Consider the following 18,989-nt stretch of genomic DNA (forward strand, 5'->3'; position numbering starts at 1 on the left):
GGTTGCCTACGTGTTACTCACCCGTCCGCCGCTAAGTCTCAAGAAAGCAAGCTTCCTATCGACTCCGCTCGACTTGCATGTATTAGGCACGCCGCCAGCGTTCGTCCTGAGCCAGGATCAAACTCTCCAATAAAGTGTTTGACGTGCTCATTTCTTGCTGGCGAGAACATTGCTGTTCTCTATAATTTTGAAGAACCGAAGTTCTTCACTCACTCGTTGTTCAGTTTTCAAAGATCAAACTCTTTCGTTGCCGCTCAGTGTCTCTCGCAGCAACTTTTATATCATATCATGTTGTGTTTCGTTCGTCAAGCACTTTTTTTGAAGTGTTTTTCGCTTCAAAGCGCTTCACGAAGGAAGCTGATGATATCTTTTCTTTCATTGTCACTCGTTCGTGACAACTTTTATAATATATCATGTGAACTTCAGAGTGTCAACACTTTTTTTGAAAATCATTTTAAAGTGATGATATTCATTGCTCAGGTCATAAAATAATGACCGTTGATTAATATAGCATGTTCATTTAGTACTCGTCAATTCCTAAATTAATCAATCTTTATTGAAGGCTATTCATGCGGTGTATAACGTAATGTATTGTGGGAATTCTGTACGAAGATCGGGCTATATCGTGGCTTATCTGTCTGTATCACTTCACTTTTCTGCTGTTACTACCTTTTTTATGAGTTTATCTTTATCGTCTCCGGCTCAGGCTGCTTGATTGTAAGTTATCCTACTGTTATGCATTGGTATCGGTGTCAGTTGGATATCGGCGCCGGCATGTTTTCAGTTTTTATTTTGTTGGCGAGCATGTAATGCCATAAAAAAGAGGATACGCGTTAACGTATCCTCTCTGGGTGAATAAGCAATTCGTTATTTACTTTCACTCACTGCTTATAGGTGAGTGTCGGTTAATCTATCGGTAGCAATCTGATTTTCATACATCTATTTTATACATTTGGTCTAGAGAACATCCAATACCATGCAGTTTCATAACTGATCTGAATGATCTCGCACTCGTATACGATCGCAAAGCCTGAACAATTACAGCTCGCCTTTATAGCTCACGTCGTCCTTCCAGTGCTTTGGACAAGGTTACTTCATCTGCATATTCCAGATCGCCGCCGACAGGCAGACCATGAGCGATACGAGTCACTCGCAGGTTAAATGGCTTTACAAGTCTGGAAATGTACATAGCTGTCGCTTCTCCCTCAATATTCGGGTTGGTCGCCAGAATAAGCTCCTGCACCCGCTCATCACTAAGGCGGTTCAATAACTCCTTGAGCTTGATCTCTTCTGGTCCAATCCCTTCAATCGGTGAAATTGCGCCATGCAATACATGATAGTAGCCGTTGAATTCTTTGGTACGCTCCATTGCCACCAGATCCTTAGGCTCCTGCACCACGCAAATAACAGAGGCGTCGCGCGTTTTGTCCTGACAGATCTGGCAAGGGTCTGCATCGGTAATATTACCGCAGACCGAGCAATAATGAAGATTGCGCTTCACATTGACCAGGGCTTTGGCAAAATCGATCACATCATCCTCCTGCATACGCAGTACGTGAAACGCCAATCGCCCTGCTGTCTTCGGTCCAACCCCTGGCAGGTGCGTAAAAGCATCGATCAACTTGGCAATCGGTTCGGGATAGTACAATACAGCGATCTCCTTTGAGACCGGTCATTGCATGAATGCCGATCTATAATTTTAGAACAGGCCTGGAATGTTCATTCCGCCTGTGAATTTGCCCATGTCTTTGTTGGCTAGCTCTTCAGCTTTAGTCATTGCATCATTAACAGCTGCCATCACCAAATCTTGCAGCATTTCTACATCGTCTGGATCTACTGCTTCTGGCTTGATGTTGATAGCCAGTACTTTTTTGTGTCCGTTTACTTCAACAGAAACAACGCCGCCACCGGATGTACCTTCAACTGTTTTAGTGCCCAGCTCTTCCTGTGCTTTGAGCATTTGCTCCTGCATTTTCTTTACCTGCTTCATCATCTGGTTCATGTTACCCATTACGATCATCTCCTCTGGTCAAATGGTTATTGTATTATTCTTTAATGACAATGAGTTCTTCGCCAAACAGCTGAATCGCTTCATCCACTAACGCTTCGCCCTTGTCTTCTTGCTCATGCTCCAGCTTAAGTTCTTCGCCAGGCTGCTCACTTGTACCTTCAATCGCTTCTAGCCAGTCCTTTTGCATCATCGTAACGAGTCGATACGGACTACCCAGTACTTCCTCCAGTACAGATTCTACCACCTGACGGTTCGCTGCCTTCTCAATCGTTTCCCGGTGCATATCATGCTTGAACGCTACTAGAATAGCATCCTCATGGATCGATACCGGATCACAGTTCACAAACCAGGCATGAATCGTCACCTTGACTTCCTTCACTCGTTGCAGCACCTTGCTCCATGAGCCAGAAACGCGGGTAAAATCCTCATGCGTTCGGTTAGCGACATACTGGTTCATCTGCGACGGAATCTTCGCTGTTGATGAAATACGAGGCGCTGGAGCACGTCTTCCTGCTGGAGCGCTATTACCCGATGAATCGCCACCTACACCACCAGCTTTAATCGCTTTTTCCAGCTTTTGCTCCAGTGCTGCCAGTTGTTGCTTAAGCTGACGAACCTCATCAGCGGCAGCTGGCTGTGCAGTCGTACTCATACCTGCATCACTAGCAACTGCGCCACCTTGACTGGACAAGCCGCTCAGCTTGAGCAGCGCTACTTCAAATAGCATCTGTGGCTGTGTCGCATACTTCATTTCTGTCTGGTAATGATTGAGCGTATCGATAATAGCGAATAGCTGCTCCCGGCTAAATGCAGATGCTGTATCGCGGAAATTATCCGGATTCAGCATCCGCTCGGTCAGGTCGCCTGCATTCGGGATCATTTTGATCATAAGCACGTCACGGAAATAGTACAGCAGATTCTCCATACATTTCTCTGCGCTCTTGCCCTCCTGCATAAACGACTCGACCATTTGCAGTACCCGTCCTACATCGCCTTGCAGCAATGCGGTCGCCAGCTCGGCAAATTGCTCGGAAGCAATGCCTCCGGTCATTTGCAGCACCTGCGGATAGGTGATCTTACCCTCGGTAAAAGCAGATACCTGGTCGAGAATACTTAGCGCATCACGCATACCGCCATCGGATAGACGTGCGATATACTCCAGTGCATCTGGATCCGCCTCCATTCCTTCCTGAGAAGCGATTAACTCCAGACGTTGCGCCTGCTCCTGCAACGATACTCTGCGGAAGTCAAAACGCTGGCACCGTGAAATGATCGTTGCTGGCAGACGGTGAGGCTCGGTTGTGGCCAGAATAAAGACCACATGCCCTGGCGGCTCTTCCAGCGTCTTCAGCAGCGCATTGAACGCCTCCGTCGTCAGCATGTGGACCTCATCGATGATATATACTTTGCGCCGAACTTCGGTAGGCGCATATTTTACCTTTTCCCGCAGATCCCTAATTTCCTCCACACCACGGTTGGATGCGGCGTCAATCTCCAGCACGTCCATAATATTGCCCGAAGTGATCCTTTTGCAAGTTTCACATTCGTTACACGGCTCAACGGAAGGGCCTTTTTCACAGTTAATCGCCTTTGCCAGTATTTTGGCTGCTGACGTTTTCCCTGTTCCTCTGGGACCATTAAACAGGTACGCATGTGAAATACGCTCTTCCCGAATGGCATTTTGCAGTGTCTGAATGATATGCTGCTGTCCTACCATGTCCTGAAACGACTGCGGCCGCCAAGCACGATAAAGTGCGATGTGTTCCACTTGCTTACCTTCCTTCTGCATATCGAGGTACGGTCTTTTGCTATGCAAAAGCCTTTTTCCTGTACCCCCTGCTTGAAAATCAAAAACACGATAGAAATTAGGCTTTGCCCTGTAATAAGCCTATACATCAAGCTCCTGCTCGCCTCTTCATAAGGCGATGACAAAGCGTTATATCCTGCTCTTTATTATACTATAAATCGGCCTTTAACAAAACCGAAACAGCCCTTTTAACAAGCAAAAAAACACCCCTGCAATGTGCAAAAGGTGTTTTGAATATGCTGTATTATATACCGTGCACCTGTCTTCGATAATTGCGATCCGAACGGTTCTTCTGAGCAACAGCTCAGGGTAGGCACTCCCTCGGCACAAGAACGAAACTGCTTATGGCTGCTTCCTTCCGGACCTGACCAGGTTCACAGGAGTTCCTTGCGAAGGACCCACCCGTCAACACTGAGCTCAGATACCTGCCTCACATCGACAATACCTAGGACAGGAATTCAATCTCGCTACAGCGGATTGCGAGTTACAGGGCACCGCTACCTCCCCATCTAGCACGGCATTATATAATTATACCGGGATTAGCATGCATTTGCAACCGTTATATCGAACTGGCAGAACAAGACACCAAGCATACGGCAAATGTCGAGATACCGCTAACGTATAGAGTATCGATGACACTGCAATAAATGAGTAATACATAAGTCGACCTGTTCAGTCCTCATTCATGCTCCAGCATCACTCCCTACAGATACAAAAAGTGAATAAGCGAGACTTGCGATACTACAGTTCTTATATCTGTAAGCTTGATGGCGGATAGACCTATTGCTTGTGCTTGTCCAACGAAACCGCAAGCTTAGTTCGTGGTTGCCGATGTGGCGGTGGAACGAGTGGTACGTCGTCCGGTACCTGATGTGCCACCAGAGGATGCTGGCTTTTTCGCGTTGGAGCCGTTGGCAGAACCGGATGTGGTCTTGCCTTCCTCAGTGATATCGAACGATGCCAGGAATTCCTGATTGGTTTTGGAGTTACGCAGCTTTTTCAGGAAGCCTTCGACGAAGTCGGGCGTTTCGTTCATATTTTTGCGGATATGCCAGATCGTGTCCAGCTCTTCCTTCGCCAGCAGATCCTCCTCACGACGTGTGCCGGAGCGGCGAATATCGATCGCAGGGAAAATACGGCGCTCGGACAGCTTGCGATCCAGATGCAGCTCCATATTACCTGTACCTTTGAACTCCTCGTAAATGATATCGTCCATACGAGAGCCGGTATCGATCAATGCGGTTGCCAGAATTGTCAGGCTACCGCCTTCCTCCACATTACGAGCCGCACCAAAAAAGCGCTTTGGACGATGGAACGCCGCAGGGTCGATACCACCGCTGAGCGTACGTCCCGATGGCGGAATGACGAGGTTATATGCACGCGCAAGGCGAGTGATGCTGTCCATCAGGATGACAACGTCCTTTTTATGCTCGACCAGACGCAGAGCACGCTCCAGTACAAGCTCAGCTACCTTGATATGATTTTCCGGCAATTCATCAAATGTAGAAGCCACCACTTCACCTTTAACCGAACGCTGCATATCCGTTACTTCCTCCGGACGCTCGTCGATCAGCAGCACGAATAGTTCAATCTCCGGGTTGTTTTCGGAAATACTGTTCGCGATCTCTTTGAGTAGCAGTGTTTTACCTGCTTTGGGCGGTGCTACAATCAGACCACGCTGTCCAAGACCTACAGGAGCGAGAACATCCATAATGCGAGTGGATAATTTATTAGGAGCTGTTTCAAGCACGAGTTTCTTTTGTGGGTAGAGAGGGGTGAGCGCCGGGAAGTGCAGACGTTCTGCCGCTTGCTCCGGGCTGGTGCCATTTACCGCATTGACTTGCAGCAAGCCGAAATAGCGTTCGTTTTCTTTTGGTGCTCGACATTTACCGGACACCAGGTCACCTGTACGCAGATCGAATTTACGAATCTGAGAAGCAGAGATATAAATATCTTCAGCACTTGGCAGGTAGTTGATTGGTCGTAAAAAACCATAGCCCTCAGGCAAAATTTCCAGTACACCTTGCATAAACATCAAGCCGCTACGCTCTGCCTGTGCACGCAAAATCGCAAAAATTAATTCTTTTTTCTTAAGCTGTCCGTAATATGGAATCTGATACTGCTTGGCCAGCTTGTACAGATCTGTCAGCTTCATTTCTTCCAGATCGGAAATTTGTAAATCCATACCATAACCACCTATTCAATTTTAGTCGGGAGTGTGAAGACAAGTGATGGAAGATGTTGGGAATCAATCAGAAGGTTGAATCGTCAGGAGTGGATACGTTCTGAATCCATTCATAGGATAGCATTACCCATTGTTGGGAGGAGATATTCAAGAGGTATGTATTTTGCAAAATACAAATGAATTCTCCCCCAGGGGTAAGAGGAACAATCATAATGGAAAGATGCTGAAAGCTACAGCATCTCTCTCCAAACATTGGCACCGAGATGGCGCAGGTTATCAACCAGATGGTCATAACCCCGATCAATAAATTCAACACCAGATACTTCTGTCACGCCTTCCGGCACCGTCAAGCCAGCAATGACCAGTGCAGCACCTGCACGCAGATCCGTTGCCTTCACTTTAGCTGCATTCAGCGGGCCGCCCTCAATGATAGCAGAACGTCCCTCCACCTTAATCTTCGCGCCCATGCGCGCCAGCTCCGGCACATGCTTAAAGCGGCTACTGTACACAAAATCGCTCAGTACACTAACCCCCTGTGCTTGTGTGAGCAAGCTCGTCATCGGTGATTGAAGATCAGTCGCAAAGCCCGGATAGGTCAATGCTTTGACATCGACATGCGTGTAAGTCGATTTACCGATAACACGAATACCTTCATCCAGCTCATCCACATGCACACCCATTTCCAGCAGCTTAGCTGTTAATGCCTCAAGATGCTTGGGAATGACATTGTCGATAATCACATCGCCGCGCGTTGCCGCTGCTGCGATCATATACGTACCTGCCTGAATACGGTCAGGAATAATGGAGTGTTTGCAGCCATGCATTTCAGAGACGCCTTCAATACGAATGGTCTCGGTTCCGGCACCTTTAATTACGGCACCCATGGCGTTCAGTAATGTTGCAACATCTATAATCTCAGGCTCTTTCGCCGCGTTTTCAATAATTGTATGGCCTTTGGCTCTTGCTGCCGCCAGCATAATGTTGATGGTCGCGCCTACACTGGCTACGTCCAAATAAATCTTCGCACCGCGAAGCTCTTTTGCATATAAATGAATCGAACCATGCTCATTCGTTACCGTTGCGCCAAGCGCTTCAAAGCCTTTGATATGTTGATCGATTGGTCGAGGCTCAAAGTTACAGCCACCTGGCAAGCCGATCGTAGCTTCTCCAAAACGACCAAGCAGTGCTCCCATCATATAATAGGATGCTCTTAGTTTTTTGACAGGCCCATTGGGCATTGGGATTGAACGTACGTCACTTGGATCAATACGCATCTGGTTATCCAGCTCGTTCCAGCTTACGGTTGCGCCAAGATTCTCTAGTATTTCTGCGTAAACCGCCACATCGCTCAGAAGTGGCAAATTATCCAGCACAACTTCCGATTCGGCGAGCAATGCCGCAGGAATAAGCGCAATGGCGCTGTTTTTCGCACCACTGATGGTGATAGTTCCCTGCAACGGACTTCCGCCGCTGATCATCAATTTTTCCATAAAGCTTAGTATCCCCCTACGTATTTTGCAGCCGATAAAACGATACATATTGGCATTTTTGGCGGTTAAAATGGAAAGACACCGTCTGAGCGGTGTACTTCCCATGTTCAACCTATTTAATTCAACGCATCTAGTGCATAAAAGTTACGTTCATTGCGATAAATCGTCTTGTTTTAACTTCTGCATACTGTAATATACACCAAGCTAACTCAAAAAGCGAATTACGCTTTGTTGCTTGTACCGAACTCGCGGATTTTGCCGATTACGGTTTGTTTGATCGCTTCACGACCTGGAGCGATGAATGTACGTGGATCGTAAGCATCTGGTTTCTCAGCCAGTACTTCACGAACAACTTTTGCAAATGCGATTTGGTTCTCTGTGTTTACGTTGATTTTGGACGTACCCAGGGAGATCGCTTTGTCGATGTCGTGTTTAGGAATACCTGTACCACCGTGCAGTACGAGTGGCAGTTTTACTGCATCACGAATTTCTTCCATTTCTTTGAAGCCCAGGTTAGGCTCGCCATGGTAAGGACCGTGTACGGAACCCAGTGCTGGTGCCAGTGTGTCGATGCCTGTTTCTTTAACGATGCGTACGCACTCGTCCAGGTCAGCGTACATGATACCGCCGATTACGTCGTCTTCCTGTCCGCCTACTGTACCAACTTCAGCTTCAACGGAAACGCCTTTGGAATGAGCATACTCAACGACTTTTTTCGTCATTTCGATGTTTTCCTCGATTGGGTGGTGGGAACCATCGATCATAACGGAAGTAAAGCCAGCATCGATTGCTTCTTTACATTTGTCAAAGCTAGAACCGTGATCCAGGTGGATTGCAACTGGAACAGTGATTTTCATGTCGTGCAGCAGACCTTCTACCATTTTTACAACAGTAGTGAAGCCGCCCATGTGACGAGCTGCACCTTCAGATACACCAAGAATAACTGGGGATTTTTCTTCTTCCGCTGCGCCCAGGATCGCTTGTGTCCACTCCAGGTTGTTGATGTTGTATTGACCAACTGCATATTTTCCTTCAAGTGCTTTGTTCAGCATGTCTGTCATAGATACTAATGGCATAATGACATCCTCCTCAAATATGTTGGGCACATCCTATCCAGTATGTCCCATATTGTGTAAGCCGCTACTGCATACGTGCCTATTATAACACAACCCGCTTTAAATGCTAAACAAACAATTTGTGCATATTTACGCCATTTTATCACGATTTATGTGACCTTTTACCTTACTGAAGTCATGTGATTTATGTAAACCGAGGTAGCTTCACATCAAAATCGCATGGTCGTGTATACGCTCGCAGACATTGTATATCAAAACGGACGATCCAACTGGATCGTCCTGTCGTTTAGTGATCTACACTACTGCCACGCAGACAGCGATCGACCGCTTCTCTCATTTCATCGATATCAAAAGGCTTGGTAAAATGGCTCAGTGCACCCAGATCCTTTGCCTGCTGGATAATATCCAGTTCTCCATACGCTGTCATCATAATGACATGGATATGCGGATGTGTCTGCTTGATATGGCGCAAAATCTCCAGACCATCCATGCCTGGAATTTTCATATCGAGCAGTACGAGATCCGGTACATGCTGCTCTACAATATTCAGTGCTTCCTTGCCGTTGGCAGCCTGAAACATGTCATAGCCCTCATTAGAAAATAACTCGACAAGAAGTAGGCGAATTCCATTCTGATCATCTACGATTAGTATTTTTTTCTGTTCCATCTGTCACCTTTCCCTTCTTCGATGCTAATCGGTTTCATTAGTGCTGGTATGGATATGCAGAAGTGATGACGAGCTGCCACGGTCACTTGATCTAAAGCGTGTACAGACATGGTTGATTACATTCGCCATCCAAGCTCCGAATCCTTCCTTAGTATGAAAAATTAGACAGTGTATGTAGCGATGCTTTCCTTATATATAGGATTGGACTCATCGTGTTTAGAAACGATGATCTGGCACAAATAAAAACCACCCGTATCTATGTTTCCTATACGGGTGGTTGCGCAAAATGCAATTTAACCTTATAATCGTAAACCCGGCGCTTCTTTTAGCCCTGGTGTTCGATGGAAGCTTTCACGAACTCACGGAACAATGGTTGCGGACGGTTTGGACGGGAAGTAAATTCCGGATGGAATTGTACAGCCAGGAACCACGGATGATCTGGCACTTCCACGATCTCAACCAGACGACCATCTGGAGATGTACCGGAAATTTTCATACCAACACTTTCGATCTGCTCACGGTACTGGTTGTTGAACTCGTACCGGTGACGGTGACGCTCGTATACAAGCTCTTCACCATAGCATTCCATGGCAAGGGAGCCTGGTTGCAGCTTACATGGATACAGTCCAAGACGCATGGTGCCGCCCAGATCCTCGATATCCTTCTGCTCTGGCAGCAGGTCGATAACCGGATATGGTGTAGCTGGATTGATCTCAGAGCTATTCGCACCGTTCATACCTGCAAATGCACGAGCGTACTCGATAACGGATACTTGCATACCGAGACAGATACCGAAGTAGGGTACTTTGTGCTCGCGTGCATAACGAATCGCACTGATTTTACCTTCAATACCGCGATCACCGAAGCCGCCTGGAACCAGGATACCACCCAGACCGCCAAGCTTTTCAGCGACGTTCTCATCGGTCAGCTCTTCTGCATCGACCCAGCGAAGCTTCACATCAGCATTCGCATGGTAACCGGCATGGGAAAGGGATTCCACTACGCTCAGGTATGCATCATGCAGCGCTACATATTTACCAACAATCGCGATTTCGACTGTTTTCTCCAGATGCTGAATACGGTTCAGCAGTGCTTCCCACTCGCTCATATCTGGTGCAGGAGCACTCAGCTTGAGGTGATTCACTACGATATCATCCAGACCCTCATTACGCAGGTTCAATGGAACTTCGTACAGGGAGGATGCGTCACGGCATTCTACAACTGCATTCGCATCGATATCACAGAACAGTGCGATTTTGGCTTTCATATCTTCAGACAGCTCATATTCAGTACGGCAAACGATCACGTTTGGCTGAATACCGATGCTGCGCAGTTCTTTTACACTATGTTGCGTTGGCTTTGTTTTCACTTCGCCAGCCGCTTTAATATAAGGAATCAGGGTAACGTGAATGTACATTACATTGTCACGACCGACATCGCTCTTGATCTGACGAATGGCTTCCAGGAATGGCAGACTCTCGATATCACCGACCGTACCACCGATCTCCGTGATAACGACATCCGAGTTTGCTTCGCGACCTGCGCGGAATACACGTTCTTTAATTTCATTCGTGATGTGTGGGATAACCTGTACTGTACCACCCAGGTATTCACCACGACGCTCTTTGCTAATAACGGAAGAGTAAACCTTACCTGTTGTTACGTTATTGTTTTTGGACAGGTTAATATCGATAAAGCGCTCATAGTGACCCAGATCGAGGTCTGTCTCAGCTCCATCGTCTGTTACGAATACTTCACCATGCTGATACGGACTCATCGTTCCCGGGTCAACGTTGATGTAAGGATCGAATTTCTGGATCGTTACTTTTAAGCCTCTGTTTTTGAGCAGTCGGCCCAGGGAAGCTGCTGTAATCCCTTTACCGAGCGACGATACAACGCCACCTGTTACGAAAATGTACTTTGTCACAATATGACCTCCTAATTGGGTTTTCCAGAAATTCAAAGCAGCATGATACATAAATGAAGCCTCTGCTACACGCACGACAAGATAGGACGAATCGGCTGATTCGACCACTGTCTGATCCACGCGGTTGCAGGCTTTTTTATACAACATGCATAGGGGGATATCGCTCTAAAAAACAAAAAAAGTGACACCCGTAGTGACGGGGCACTTTTATTATTTCAGCGTTTAATCGCTGGATATCTATATGTTTAAAGGTTTAATTCATAAGCCCATGCAATAGTTTACTCTGTCGGCTTATTGTGTGTCAAGACATATCGGCAGAAAGATTTGTGCATTGTAAAATGATAGCGTTATCACGATCATGAACACATCCAGACGGCGGTTTGATGCTACACCAATCGCCTGATTATAAACAAAAAACCCCGCCTGCCGGAGCAAGCGGGATCAGGAAAAGATTACTTCTCTTCCTCGTTATCTTCTTCTTCGTTGTACTCTGTTTCTTCTTCTTCCTCGAAGTCGTCTTCTTCTTCCTCGTCTTCGATTACGAGCTCTTCGCTCTCTTCATCGTTGTAGATGTCGTCATCGTCGTTTTCATCTACATCATCGTAGTTGTCCTCTTCGATCTCATCATCTTCATCCAAATCTTCCGGTGTATCATCATTGTTGAACTCATCATCTTCGATATCATCGTCGTCGTTATCATCGTTAATGATACGTGGACGTTTCGCATTCGCGATCGGATCTTCTGCACGCTCCAGCGGATACCAGCGCTTCAAGCCCCACAGATTCGTACCTACACAGGCAAAGCGTCCGTCAATGTTCAATTCAGTGTAGAGCTGGGCGATGTATTCATTAACCTGCTCTTCGGTATATCCGCGTAGCTCAGCTACTTCCTTCATCAGGTCGCGGTAATACAGCGGTGTATTCATTTTTTTCAAAACGGCAAAGGCCAGATCCACCATTGGAATCTCATGTACCTTATCCGGATTGATCTTCAGTTCTTGCGGTGTGCTCACGTACGGACACTTCCTCTCAGATCCAGTTTCAGGCTGTTTATTTCATTCCGGTCAACGCCAGCAAAGCACTGCCGGAGACGGGCATTGTTAAACTATACGATACATTATACAAAATGCTGAGATAAGTTAAACCTATTTGCCTGCAAAAATCAAGTTTTTTACAAAAAATAGACGATTTATCCGGCATTATCGCTCGCAGGCGCCCATTTGCGGCAAATTTCCACAACATCGGCGCCTTTTACAAGCGGATGATTACATACGATCCGGTGCAGATACGCCAACCAGACGCAGAACGTTCGCAATAACCGTACGCACGCTACCGAGTAGAGCCAGACGCGCCAGTGTCTTCGGACGATCCTCTGTCAGTGTACGCTCGGCTTTGTAGTAGCTATGCATCAGCGATGCCAGCTCATATACGTAACGAATGAGGCGATGCGGGGCAAAGTTGTCCGCAGCGACAGCGATTTCGTTTGGCAGCTCGCCCAGCTTTTGCAGCAGGTCATACTCATGCTCGGTAGTCAGCTGACTGAAGTCGATTTCCGACAGCGCTGGCAGCTCGATGCCCTGCTCTTCTGCCTGACGGAAAATACTGCAAATACGCGCATGAGCATATTGCACATAGAATACAGGGTTTTCGTTGGACGTGGATACAGCCAGGTCCATATCGAAGTCCAGATGAGAATCGATACTACGCATTGCGAAGAAGTAACGAACAGCATCTACGCCAACCTCGCTCATCAGATCCTCCATCGTCACGGCTTTACCGGTACGCTTGGACATTTTTACCTTTTCGCCGTCCTGGAACAGGCTAACCATCTGTGCAATCAGCACAGTCAGCTTCTCTGGATCATTACCGAGCGCCTGCATTGCCGCTTTCATACGCGGAATGTAGCCGTGGTGATCGGCACCCCAGATATTGATCATACGATCGTATCCGCGGCTGTATTTGTCCTTGTGGTACGCGATGTCTGGCGTCAGGTAGGTGTATGTGCCGTCGTTTTTGATCAGAACGCGGTTTTTGTCATCGCCATAATCGGTCGTACGCAGCCATGTTGCGCCCTCCTCTTCGAAAATCTGTCCACGCTCGCGCAGCTCATCCAGTGCGTCGAGCACCTGACCATTTTCGTAAAGTGAGGTTTCGCTGAACCAGATGTCAAAGCCAACACGGAAGGCTTCCAGGTCGCGCTTGATCTTTTCCAGCTCCTTGCTCAGTCCGTAATCACGGAAGAAGGTGGTACGCTCGCTGGAGGACATGGAGAGCAGGCTGTCGCCCTTTTCCGCTACCAGTTCACGTGCAAAGCCCTTGATGTCTTCGCCATGATAACCGTCCTCTGGCATCGGTACATCCTGACCCAGCTCCTGCAAATAACGCGCTTCGATCGACAGGCTCAGATTAGACACCTGATTCCCTGCATCGTTAATATAGTATTCACGCGTCACATCGTAGCCAGCAAAATCAAGCAGATTGCAGAGCGAGTCGCCAAATGCAGCGCCACGAGCATGTCCAAGATGCAGACTGCCTGTTGGGTTCGCACTTACAAACTCTACCTCCACGCGTTGACCTGCTCCTTTAGCGATACGACCATAGTTATCACCATGCTCGTGTACAGATTCAATCACCGGGTAAAGATAGCTTTTGTTCAGCTTGAAATTGATAAAGCCTGGACCTGCAATCTCAGCATGCTCGATGCCGCTTTTGCCAGTATCCAGATTAGCGATGATGCTTTCTGCAATCTGGCGCGGATTCTTCTTCGCAATACGCGTCAGCTGCATAGCGATATTCGTCGCTAGATCACCGTGGGTTTTGTCTTTCGGTACTTCAAGCGCAACTTCCGGCAGGTCTTCTACGCTCACGATATCGGCTGCCAGTACAGCAGCACGAACGGCTTCCTTTACGGAATTGCGGCTTTGTTCCAATGGATTAGCTGTCATTGTTTCACTTTCCTCCTGTATCGGCAGCTCCACAATAGAGTGTTCGGAGCTGCGCCTGTCTGCCAAGCGGCAGTTGGTACGTTGGTGCGTTTATGATGCAGAGTCATGATCCGGAGATTCGTCGTTGGCTTGAATATGCAAGCTGACCTTAAAGCGTCCGCTCAGCTGTTCATGCACATACAGATCATATTCCCATGCGATATGCCCGGTTATGCCATTCAGTCCATGATGAAGAGACCGTGTATAGGTTTCCATCTCGAAACGGGTAAACGGCGATTGGTAAAAGCCGAGCAATTGCTCACCGGGACGAAAGGTCTGTTCCGACTCAACACCGCCATGACGCATAATCTTGATCTCGTCATTGCTAATTTTCACTGTGGTACGAATCTCTTGCTGAGGCGGCTGCGGAGGCTCGGCATAACGGATGTACAGGTTATTGCCTTTTGCAAATACCTGACCGACCATATGCGTCGTACCAACCTCTCCATCCTGCTCACTTCTCAGCGTTAGCCGCACCTCATTAGTTTCCGTCATCTGTCCAGCTCCATTTCGGATATTCCTTCGGCTTGGCTTGCTAATATAGAACATTTTCACGATAAATTCAATAAGCGCACTCCTTCTTATTGTACCATCATATGAAGCGGAAAGCCGCAATTTCCTTGAAAAAGTTCAGTCTGACTTCAATCTACGCTTCGGCTGCTGATAGCGATTCATACAGTGCCTGGCGACACCAAAAACCAGCAGCACAGCCAGAAACGGCAGAACTGCTGGTCATAATCTAATATAGCTGTCATCTATCCGTTAAGACTTACAAAGATCCTCGACAAATTTGGGCAGCGCGAATGCAGCCTTGTGCAGACGCGGGGTATAATATTTATTACTATCCATTTCTGGAATAGAGGCTTCATCCACTTCCAGCGGGTCATACACCTTGCTACCCATAGTAAACGTCCACAGCCCGCTTGGATAAGTCGGAATATTCGCTGTGTATACACGTACGATCGGGAATATCTCTTTGACATCGCGGTTAACCTGACGAATCAGATCGGCCTTAAACCATGGATTGTCCGTCTGCGCGACAAAGATACCATCTTCCTTCAACGTTTCGTAAATGCCCTGGTAAAAGCCTTTTTCAAATAAAGGCGCCGCCGGGCCTACAGGCTCGGTTGAATCGACCATGATCACATCGTACGTATTTTTATGTTCAATGATATGCATATAGCCGTCCGCTACGTGCACCTCGACGCGCGGATGATCCAGCTCGCCAGCGATCTCGGGTAGATACTTTTTGGAGTATTCAATCACCTTACCGTCTATCTCGACCAGTACGGCCTTCTCTACCTCTGGATGCTTGAGCACTTCGCGAATCACACCGCCATCGCCGCCACCCACGACAAGTACATGCTTCGGATTAGGGTGCGTATGGAGCGCGGGATGAGCGACCATTTCGTGATAGACAAATTCATCCTTAACCGTCGTCATGACCATGCCGTCAAGCACTAGCATGCGTCCAAACTCCTCGGTATCGATCATGGCGAGATCTTGAAATTCGGTTTGCTCGGTCACAAGTGTCTCACGAATTTTCGCTGTAATTCCGAAGACAGGGGTCTGCTTTTCCGTATACCATAATTCCATCTGCATGACCTTCTTTCCTGATATAGTTATACACATCCATATCTAATAGGTAGCCATTCCAACTCACTCGAATTATACGCGATATCCCGGGGGACTGCAAAAGCAAAGCCCTTCTATAGCGCGAAAGGAGACACACATATGACCATTCAAGAAATCGTTCAATTACCCGCACTCGAAGCAGCCCCTCGACTGCTGGGACAGATCATTAGTCGTATTACGCCTGCTGGAGAGATTCGCTGTCGCATCGTAGAAACGGAAAGCTATGGCGGTGCCGAAGATAAAGGCAGTCATGCCTATGGCAATCGCCGTACGGCTCGCACCGAAATGATGTTCCGACAGGGCGGAATCGCTTATGTATATCTGATCTATGGCATGTATCATTGTCTGAATGTGGTCACTGGTGCCGAGGATGATCCGCAGGCGGTGCTTATTCGTGCAGTAGAGCCGCTGGATACAAAGGATGAGCAGCGGATGCTGGCATTGCGCAATGTTCCGCTGAACCGTAGACGTACCCTCTGTAACGGCCCGGGCAAGCTGTGTCTTGCATTGGATATCGATAAGTCATTCAATGGCGTCCAGCTACTGGGGAGTGGTGGCACGCTACGGCTCGAGGAAGCCAGCGATTCTCTGGAGACGGAGATCGAATGCGGCCCGCGCATCAATATTGATTATGCGGAGGAATATGCTGCCAAGCCGTGGCGATTTTATATAAAGGATCATCCTTATGTATCCGCCAAAAACAGCAATCCGCTCGCCTATATTCATCCGCTGGATGCTCCGTAAGCAGATGGTTCGTTCGGGCAGAGCTCATGGATCAACTATAACGATAATGACCGTGTTGCTCATATCGCTATGGTGTACGGTGCTGTTTTACGGGTGCTCCAGCGCTTGTCTCTGCACAAAATAAAAGCCGCAGACAAAGTAATTTACTCTGCCAGCGGCATGTGGAGCACCTTTTCTTTTAGCCATTCATTCATTTGTTCGACGGTCATCGGCTTGCCGTAATAATAGCCCTGCATCAGATAACAGCCTCTTGATTGTAAAAAGGCTTCCTGCTCAGCCGTTTCCACACCTTCTGCTACAAGCTCCAGCTCCAGATTACTGGCGATGGCAATGATCGTACTCACAATCGCTTGCTTGGAGGACTGATCGCTTTTGCGGACGAAGATCTGATCCATTTTGATAATATCGACAGGCATTTCATCCAGCCGTCCAAGTGAAGAATATCCGGTGCCAAAATCGTCCAGCGACACGCGCATGCCCAGCGACTGAATATGCTTGAGCTGCTCTACTGTGCCTTCCATACTGTTCATAGCGATGGACTCGGTAATCTCCAGCTCCAAATATTCTGCTGATAGCCCGCTCTGCCGCACGATCCGCTCCACGCGTCCGGCGAATAACGGATTTTCAAACATGCGTGCTGACATATTGACGGAGACAGGGACAAAAACCTTCAATTCATGCTGCCAGTTTAGATTTTGCTCGCATACCTCACCAATCATCCAGTAGGTGATCGGTATGATGAGTCCCGTTTCCTCTGCAATCGGAATAAATTCACCCGGTGATACAAGCCCCAGCTCAGGATGTCTCCAGCGAAGCAATGCCTCCATCCCTACCAGACGATCGTGCTGCGAATCCCATTTTGGCTGATACACGATAAATAGCTGGTTCGTATCCATCGATTGACGCAGATCATTTTCAAGACCCATGCGGCGCAGCTGACGAACATTCATTTCTTCATTAAAAATGCTGTAGCGATTTTTGCCCGCATTTTTGGAGACATACATCGCGGTATCGGCGGCACGCATCAGCGAGGTACGATCATAGCCATGCTCTGGCGCTAACGCAATCCCAATACTACCCCCGGTTACAAATACCTGATCTCCTGATAAATGATACGGCTGCTTGATCGATTGCAGGATGCGCTCAGCTAGCGATATCGCATGATCCGGCTGAATCTCACTTGCCGCAATTAGAAATTCATCTCCACCCAGCCGAAATACTTGGTTGTTACCGGGTAAATGCTCGGCTTGCATGCATTGACGCAGTCGACGTGCTACCTCAATGAGTAGCTCATCCCCCATATCATGCCCTAGCGTATCATTGATCGACTTGAACCGATCCAGATCGAGAAATAGAACCGCTCCCTGCATTTTCTCATGAAAGGCTTTTTCGAAATAACGCTGTAATCCATAACGATTCGGTAACGCGGTTAACGGATCGCTATACGCCATGCGCTCCAGTAAGTGTCGTTCCATAAATACAGCTGCCCACGATACAGCCAGAATGCTAAAGCTCACGAGAGATACTGCCGTAATAAGCAGCACCTGACTGGCAGAGAAGGAAAAGGTGGTCGTATCCATCGAGCCTGGCATATGGTGAAAATGCGTTGCTGCCATCCCGGTATAATGCATCCCCGAAATTGCAAAGCCCATAATGATCGCACTACTCAGCTTCCAGACGCTAAAATCCGGCTGATTCCGGAAACGATGGAATAGAAATAATGCACCATAGGAGGCAACGAGCGCAATCACAATCGATAACACGACATATTGCTTATCGTATGCGATCATTGCGTTCATACGCATCGCGTGCATACCGGTATAGTGCATGACTGAAATCCCGATGCCCATCATCAAGCCTGCGATAATATTTTCATACAGCTTAGGATGGGGCTTAACGACAAACGCAAAAGCAATAAATGAAGTAATGATCGCTGCTAGAGCAGACAATAGGGTCAGCGTTATATCGTAATGCACGGCCATTTCCAGATGGAAGGCAAGCATGCCTACAAAATGCATCGACCATATGCCACTACCCATAACAAAAGAGCTTAAGCACAACCAGATGATCTTACTTTTGCCACGACTATGTGATACTTTGCTCGCCAGATTGAGTGCAATATAGGCGGCAACGATGGCAATAATGACCGATAAGCCAATTATCCATCCGTTATAATGTAGAGTTAACTGCTCCATAGCATCCTCCTTTAGCCAGCTTTGATGTGTTGCTCCTGCTCGTGATACAGGGAGAGCAAGCTTATGTGCTGAAGCGTTTTTCAATCCACGCTAGTATTTAACAATATCGGTCACGCTAATCGATGTAATCCATGGATGATTGATTCGATCAGTTGCTTTTTTCTGCTAAGCCGCTAAATCATCTCTTCTATTACAACGGTTAATTATAGGCATTTCATAATAGATGAACAGGTATTCAAAAGAAAAAGCTGACCGAATCACACGTATC

At 47.5% G+C, this 18,989-nt stretch carries 14 protein-coding genes, 1 rRNA gene and 1 other RNA gene; 1 reads left to right on the plus strand and 15 read right to left on the minus strand.

What is annotated here, in order from left to right; all coding sequences use genetic code 11:
• From IEX62_RS22110 to speE, 14 genes are all read right to left on the minus strand, one after another.
• Window positions 1-133 (minus strand): 16S ribosomal RNA (locus IEX62_RS22110); the annotation flags it as partial.
• Between the two features lie 918 nt (window positions 134-1,051).
• A complete protein-coding gene (gene recR, locus IEX62_RS22115; protein ID WP_188778364.1) occupies window positions 1,052-1,648 on the minus strand; it encodes a recombination mediator RecR in 597 nt (198 codons plus the stop codon).
• 51 nt (window positions 1,649-1,699) lie between these two features.
• Window positions 1,700-2,011, minus strand: coding sequence for a YbaB/EbfC family nucleoid-associated protein (locus tag IEX62_RS22120; RefSeq protein ID WP_188778366.1), 312 nt, complete (start codon window positions 2,009-2,011; stop codon window positions 1,700-1,702).
• Window positions 2,012-2,045: 34 nt separating this feature from the next.
• Window positions 2,046-3,779, minus strand: coding sequence for a DNA polymerase III subunit gamma/tau (gene dnaX, locus IEX62_RS22125; RefSeq protein ID WP_188778421.1), 1,734 nt, complete (start codon window positions 3,777-3,779; stop codon window positions 2,046-2,048).
• A 290-nt stretch (window positions 3,780-4,069) separates the two neighbouring features.
• Window positions 4,070-4,336: signal recognition particle sRNA large type (gene ffs / locus IEX62_RS22130), an RNA gene on the minus strand.
• 296 nt (window positions 4,337-4,632) lie between these two features.
• Window positions 4,633-6,003 (minus strand): transcription termination factor Rho, encoded by a 1,371-nt coding sequence (rho, locus tag IEX62_RS22135; RefSeq protein WP_188778368.1) that lies wholly within the window; start codon window positions 6,001-6,003, stop codon window positions 4,633-4,635.
• A gap of 230 nt (window positions 6,004-6,233) precedes the next feature.
• Window positions 6,234-7,493, minus strand: a complete 1,260-nt coding sequence (gene murA, locus IEX62_RS22140) for a UDP-N-acetylglucosamine 1-carboxyvinyltransferase (RefSeq protein ID WP_188778370.1) — start codon at window positions 7,491-7,493, stop codon at window positions 6,234-6,236.
• 221 nt (window positions 7,494-7,714) lie between these two features.
• Window positions 7,715-8,569, minus strand: coding sequence for a class II fructose-1,6-bisphosphate aldolase (gene fba / locus IEX62_RS22145; RefSeq protein ID WP_188778372.1), 855 nt, complete (start codon window positions 8,567-8,569; stop codon window positions 7,715-7,717).
• Window positions 8,570-8,855: 286 nt separating this feature from the next.
• The gene (locus IEX62_RS22150) at window positions 8,856-9,236 is read right to left on the minus strand and encodes a response regulator (protein ID WP_188778374.1); all 381 of its coding nucleotides are present in this window, start codon (window positions 9,234-9,236) and stop codon (window positions 8,856-8,858) included.
• 325 nt (window positions 9,237-9,561) lie between these two features.
• On the minus strand, window positions 9,562-11,163 hold the full coding sequence (pyrG, locus tag IEX62_RS22155; RefSeq protein ID WP_188778377.1) for a CTP synthase: 1,602 nt from the start codon (window positions 11,161-11,163) through the stop codon (window positions 9,562-9,564).
• A 452-nt stretch (window positions 11,164-11,615) separates the two neighbouring features.
• The gene (gene rpoE, locus IEX62_RS22160) at window positions 11,616-12,176 is read right to left on the minus strand and encodes a DNA-directed RNA polymerase subunit delta (RefSeq protein ID WP_188778378.1); all 561 of its coding nucleotides are present in this window, start codon (window positions 12,174-12,176) and stop codon (window positions 11,616-11,618) included.
• A gap of 252 nt (window positions 12,177-12,428) precedes the next feature.
• Complete coding sequence (gene argS / locus IEX62_RS22165) at window positions 12,429-14,108, minus strand: arginine--tRNA ligase (protein WP_188778380.1); 1,680 nt, start codon at window positions 14,106-14,108, stop codon at window positions 12,429-12,431.
• Window positions 14,109-14,198: 90 nt separating this feature from the next.
• The gene (locus IEX62_RS22170; protein ID WP_188778382.1) at window positions 14,199-14,642 is read right to left on the minus strand and encodes a YwiB family protein; all 444 of its coding nucleotides are present in this window, start codon (window positions 14,640-14,642) and stop codon (window positions 14,199-14,201) included.
• Between the two features lie 267 nt (window positions 14,643-14,909).
• Complete coding sequence (gene speE / locus IEX62_RS22175; protein WP_188778384.1) at window positions 14,910-15,743, minus strand: polyamine aminopropyltransferase; 834 nt, start codon at window positions 15,741-15,743, stop codon at window positions 14,910-14,912.
• 138 nt (window positions 15,744-15,881) lie between these two features.
• Between speE and IEX62_RS22180 the strand changes: the two genes are divergently transcribed.
• Window positions 15,882-16,526: a DNA-3-methyladenine glycosylase gene (locus IEX62_RS22180; protein WP_188778386.1), complete on the plus strand. Its 645-nt coding sequence runs from the start codon at window positions 15,882-15,884 to the stop codon at window positions 16,524-16,526.
• 143 nt (window positions 16,527-16,669) lie between these two features.
• Here IEX62_RS22180 and IEX62_RS22185 read toward each other — a convergent pair whose 3' ends face one another.
• A complete protein-coding gene (locus IEX62_RS22185) occupies window positions 16,670-18,721 on the minus strand; it encodes a bifunctional diguanylate cyclase/phosphodiesterase (RefSeq protein ID WP_188778388.1) in 2,052 nt (683 codons plus the stop codon).
• Between the last annotated feature and the right edge of the window lie 268 nt (window positions 18,722-18,989).

The organism is Paenibacillus hunanensis, assembly GCF_014645615.1.
Taxonomy (GTDB): domain Bacteria; phylum Bacillota; class Bacilli; order Paenibacillales; family Paenibacillaceae; genus Saccharibacillus; species Saccharibacillus hunanensis.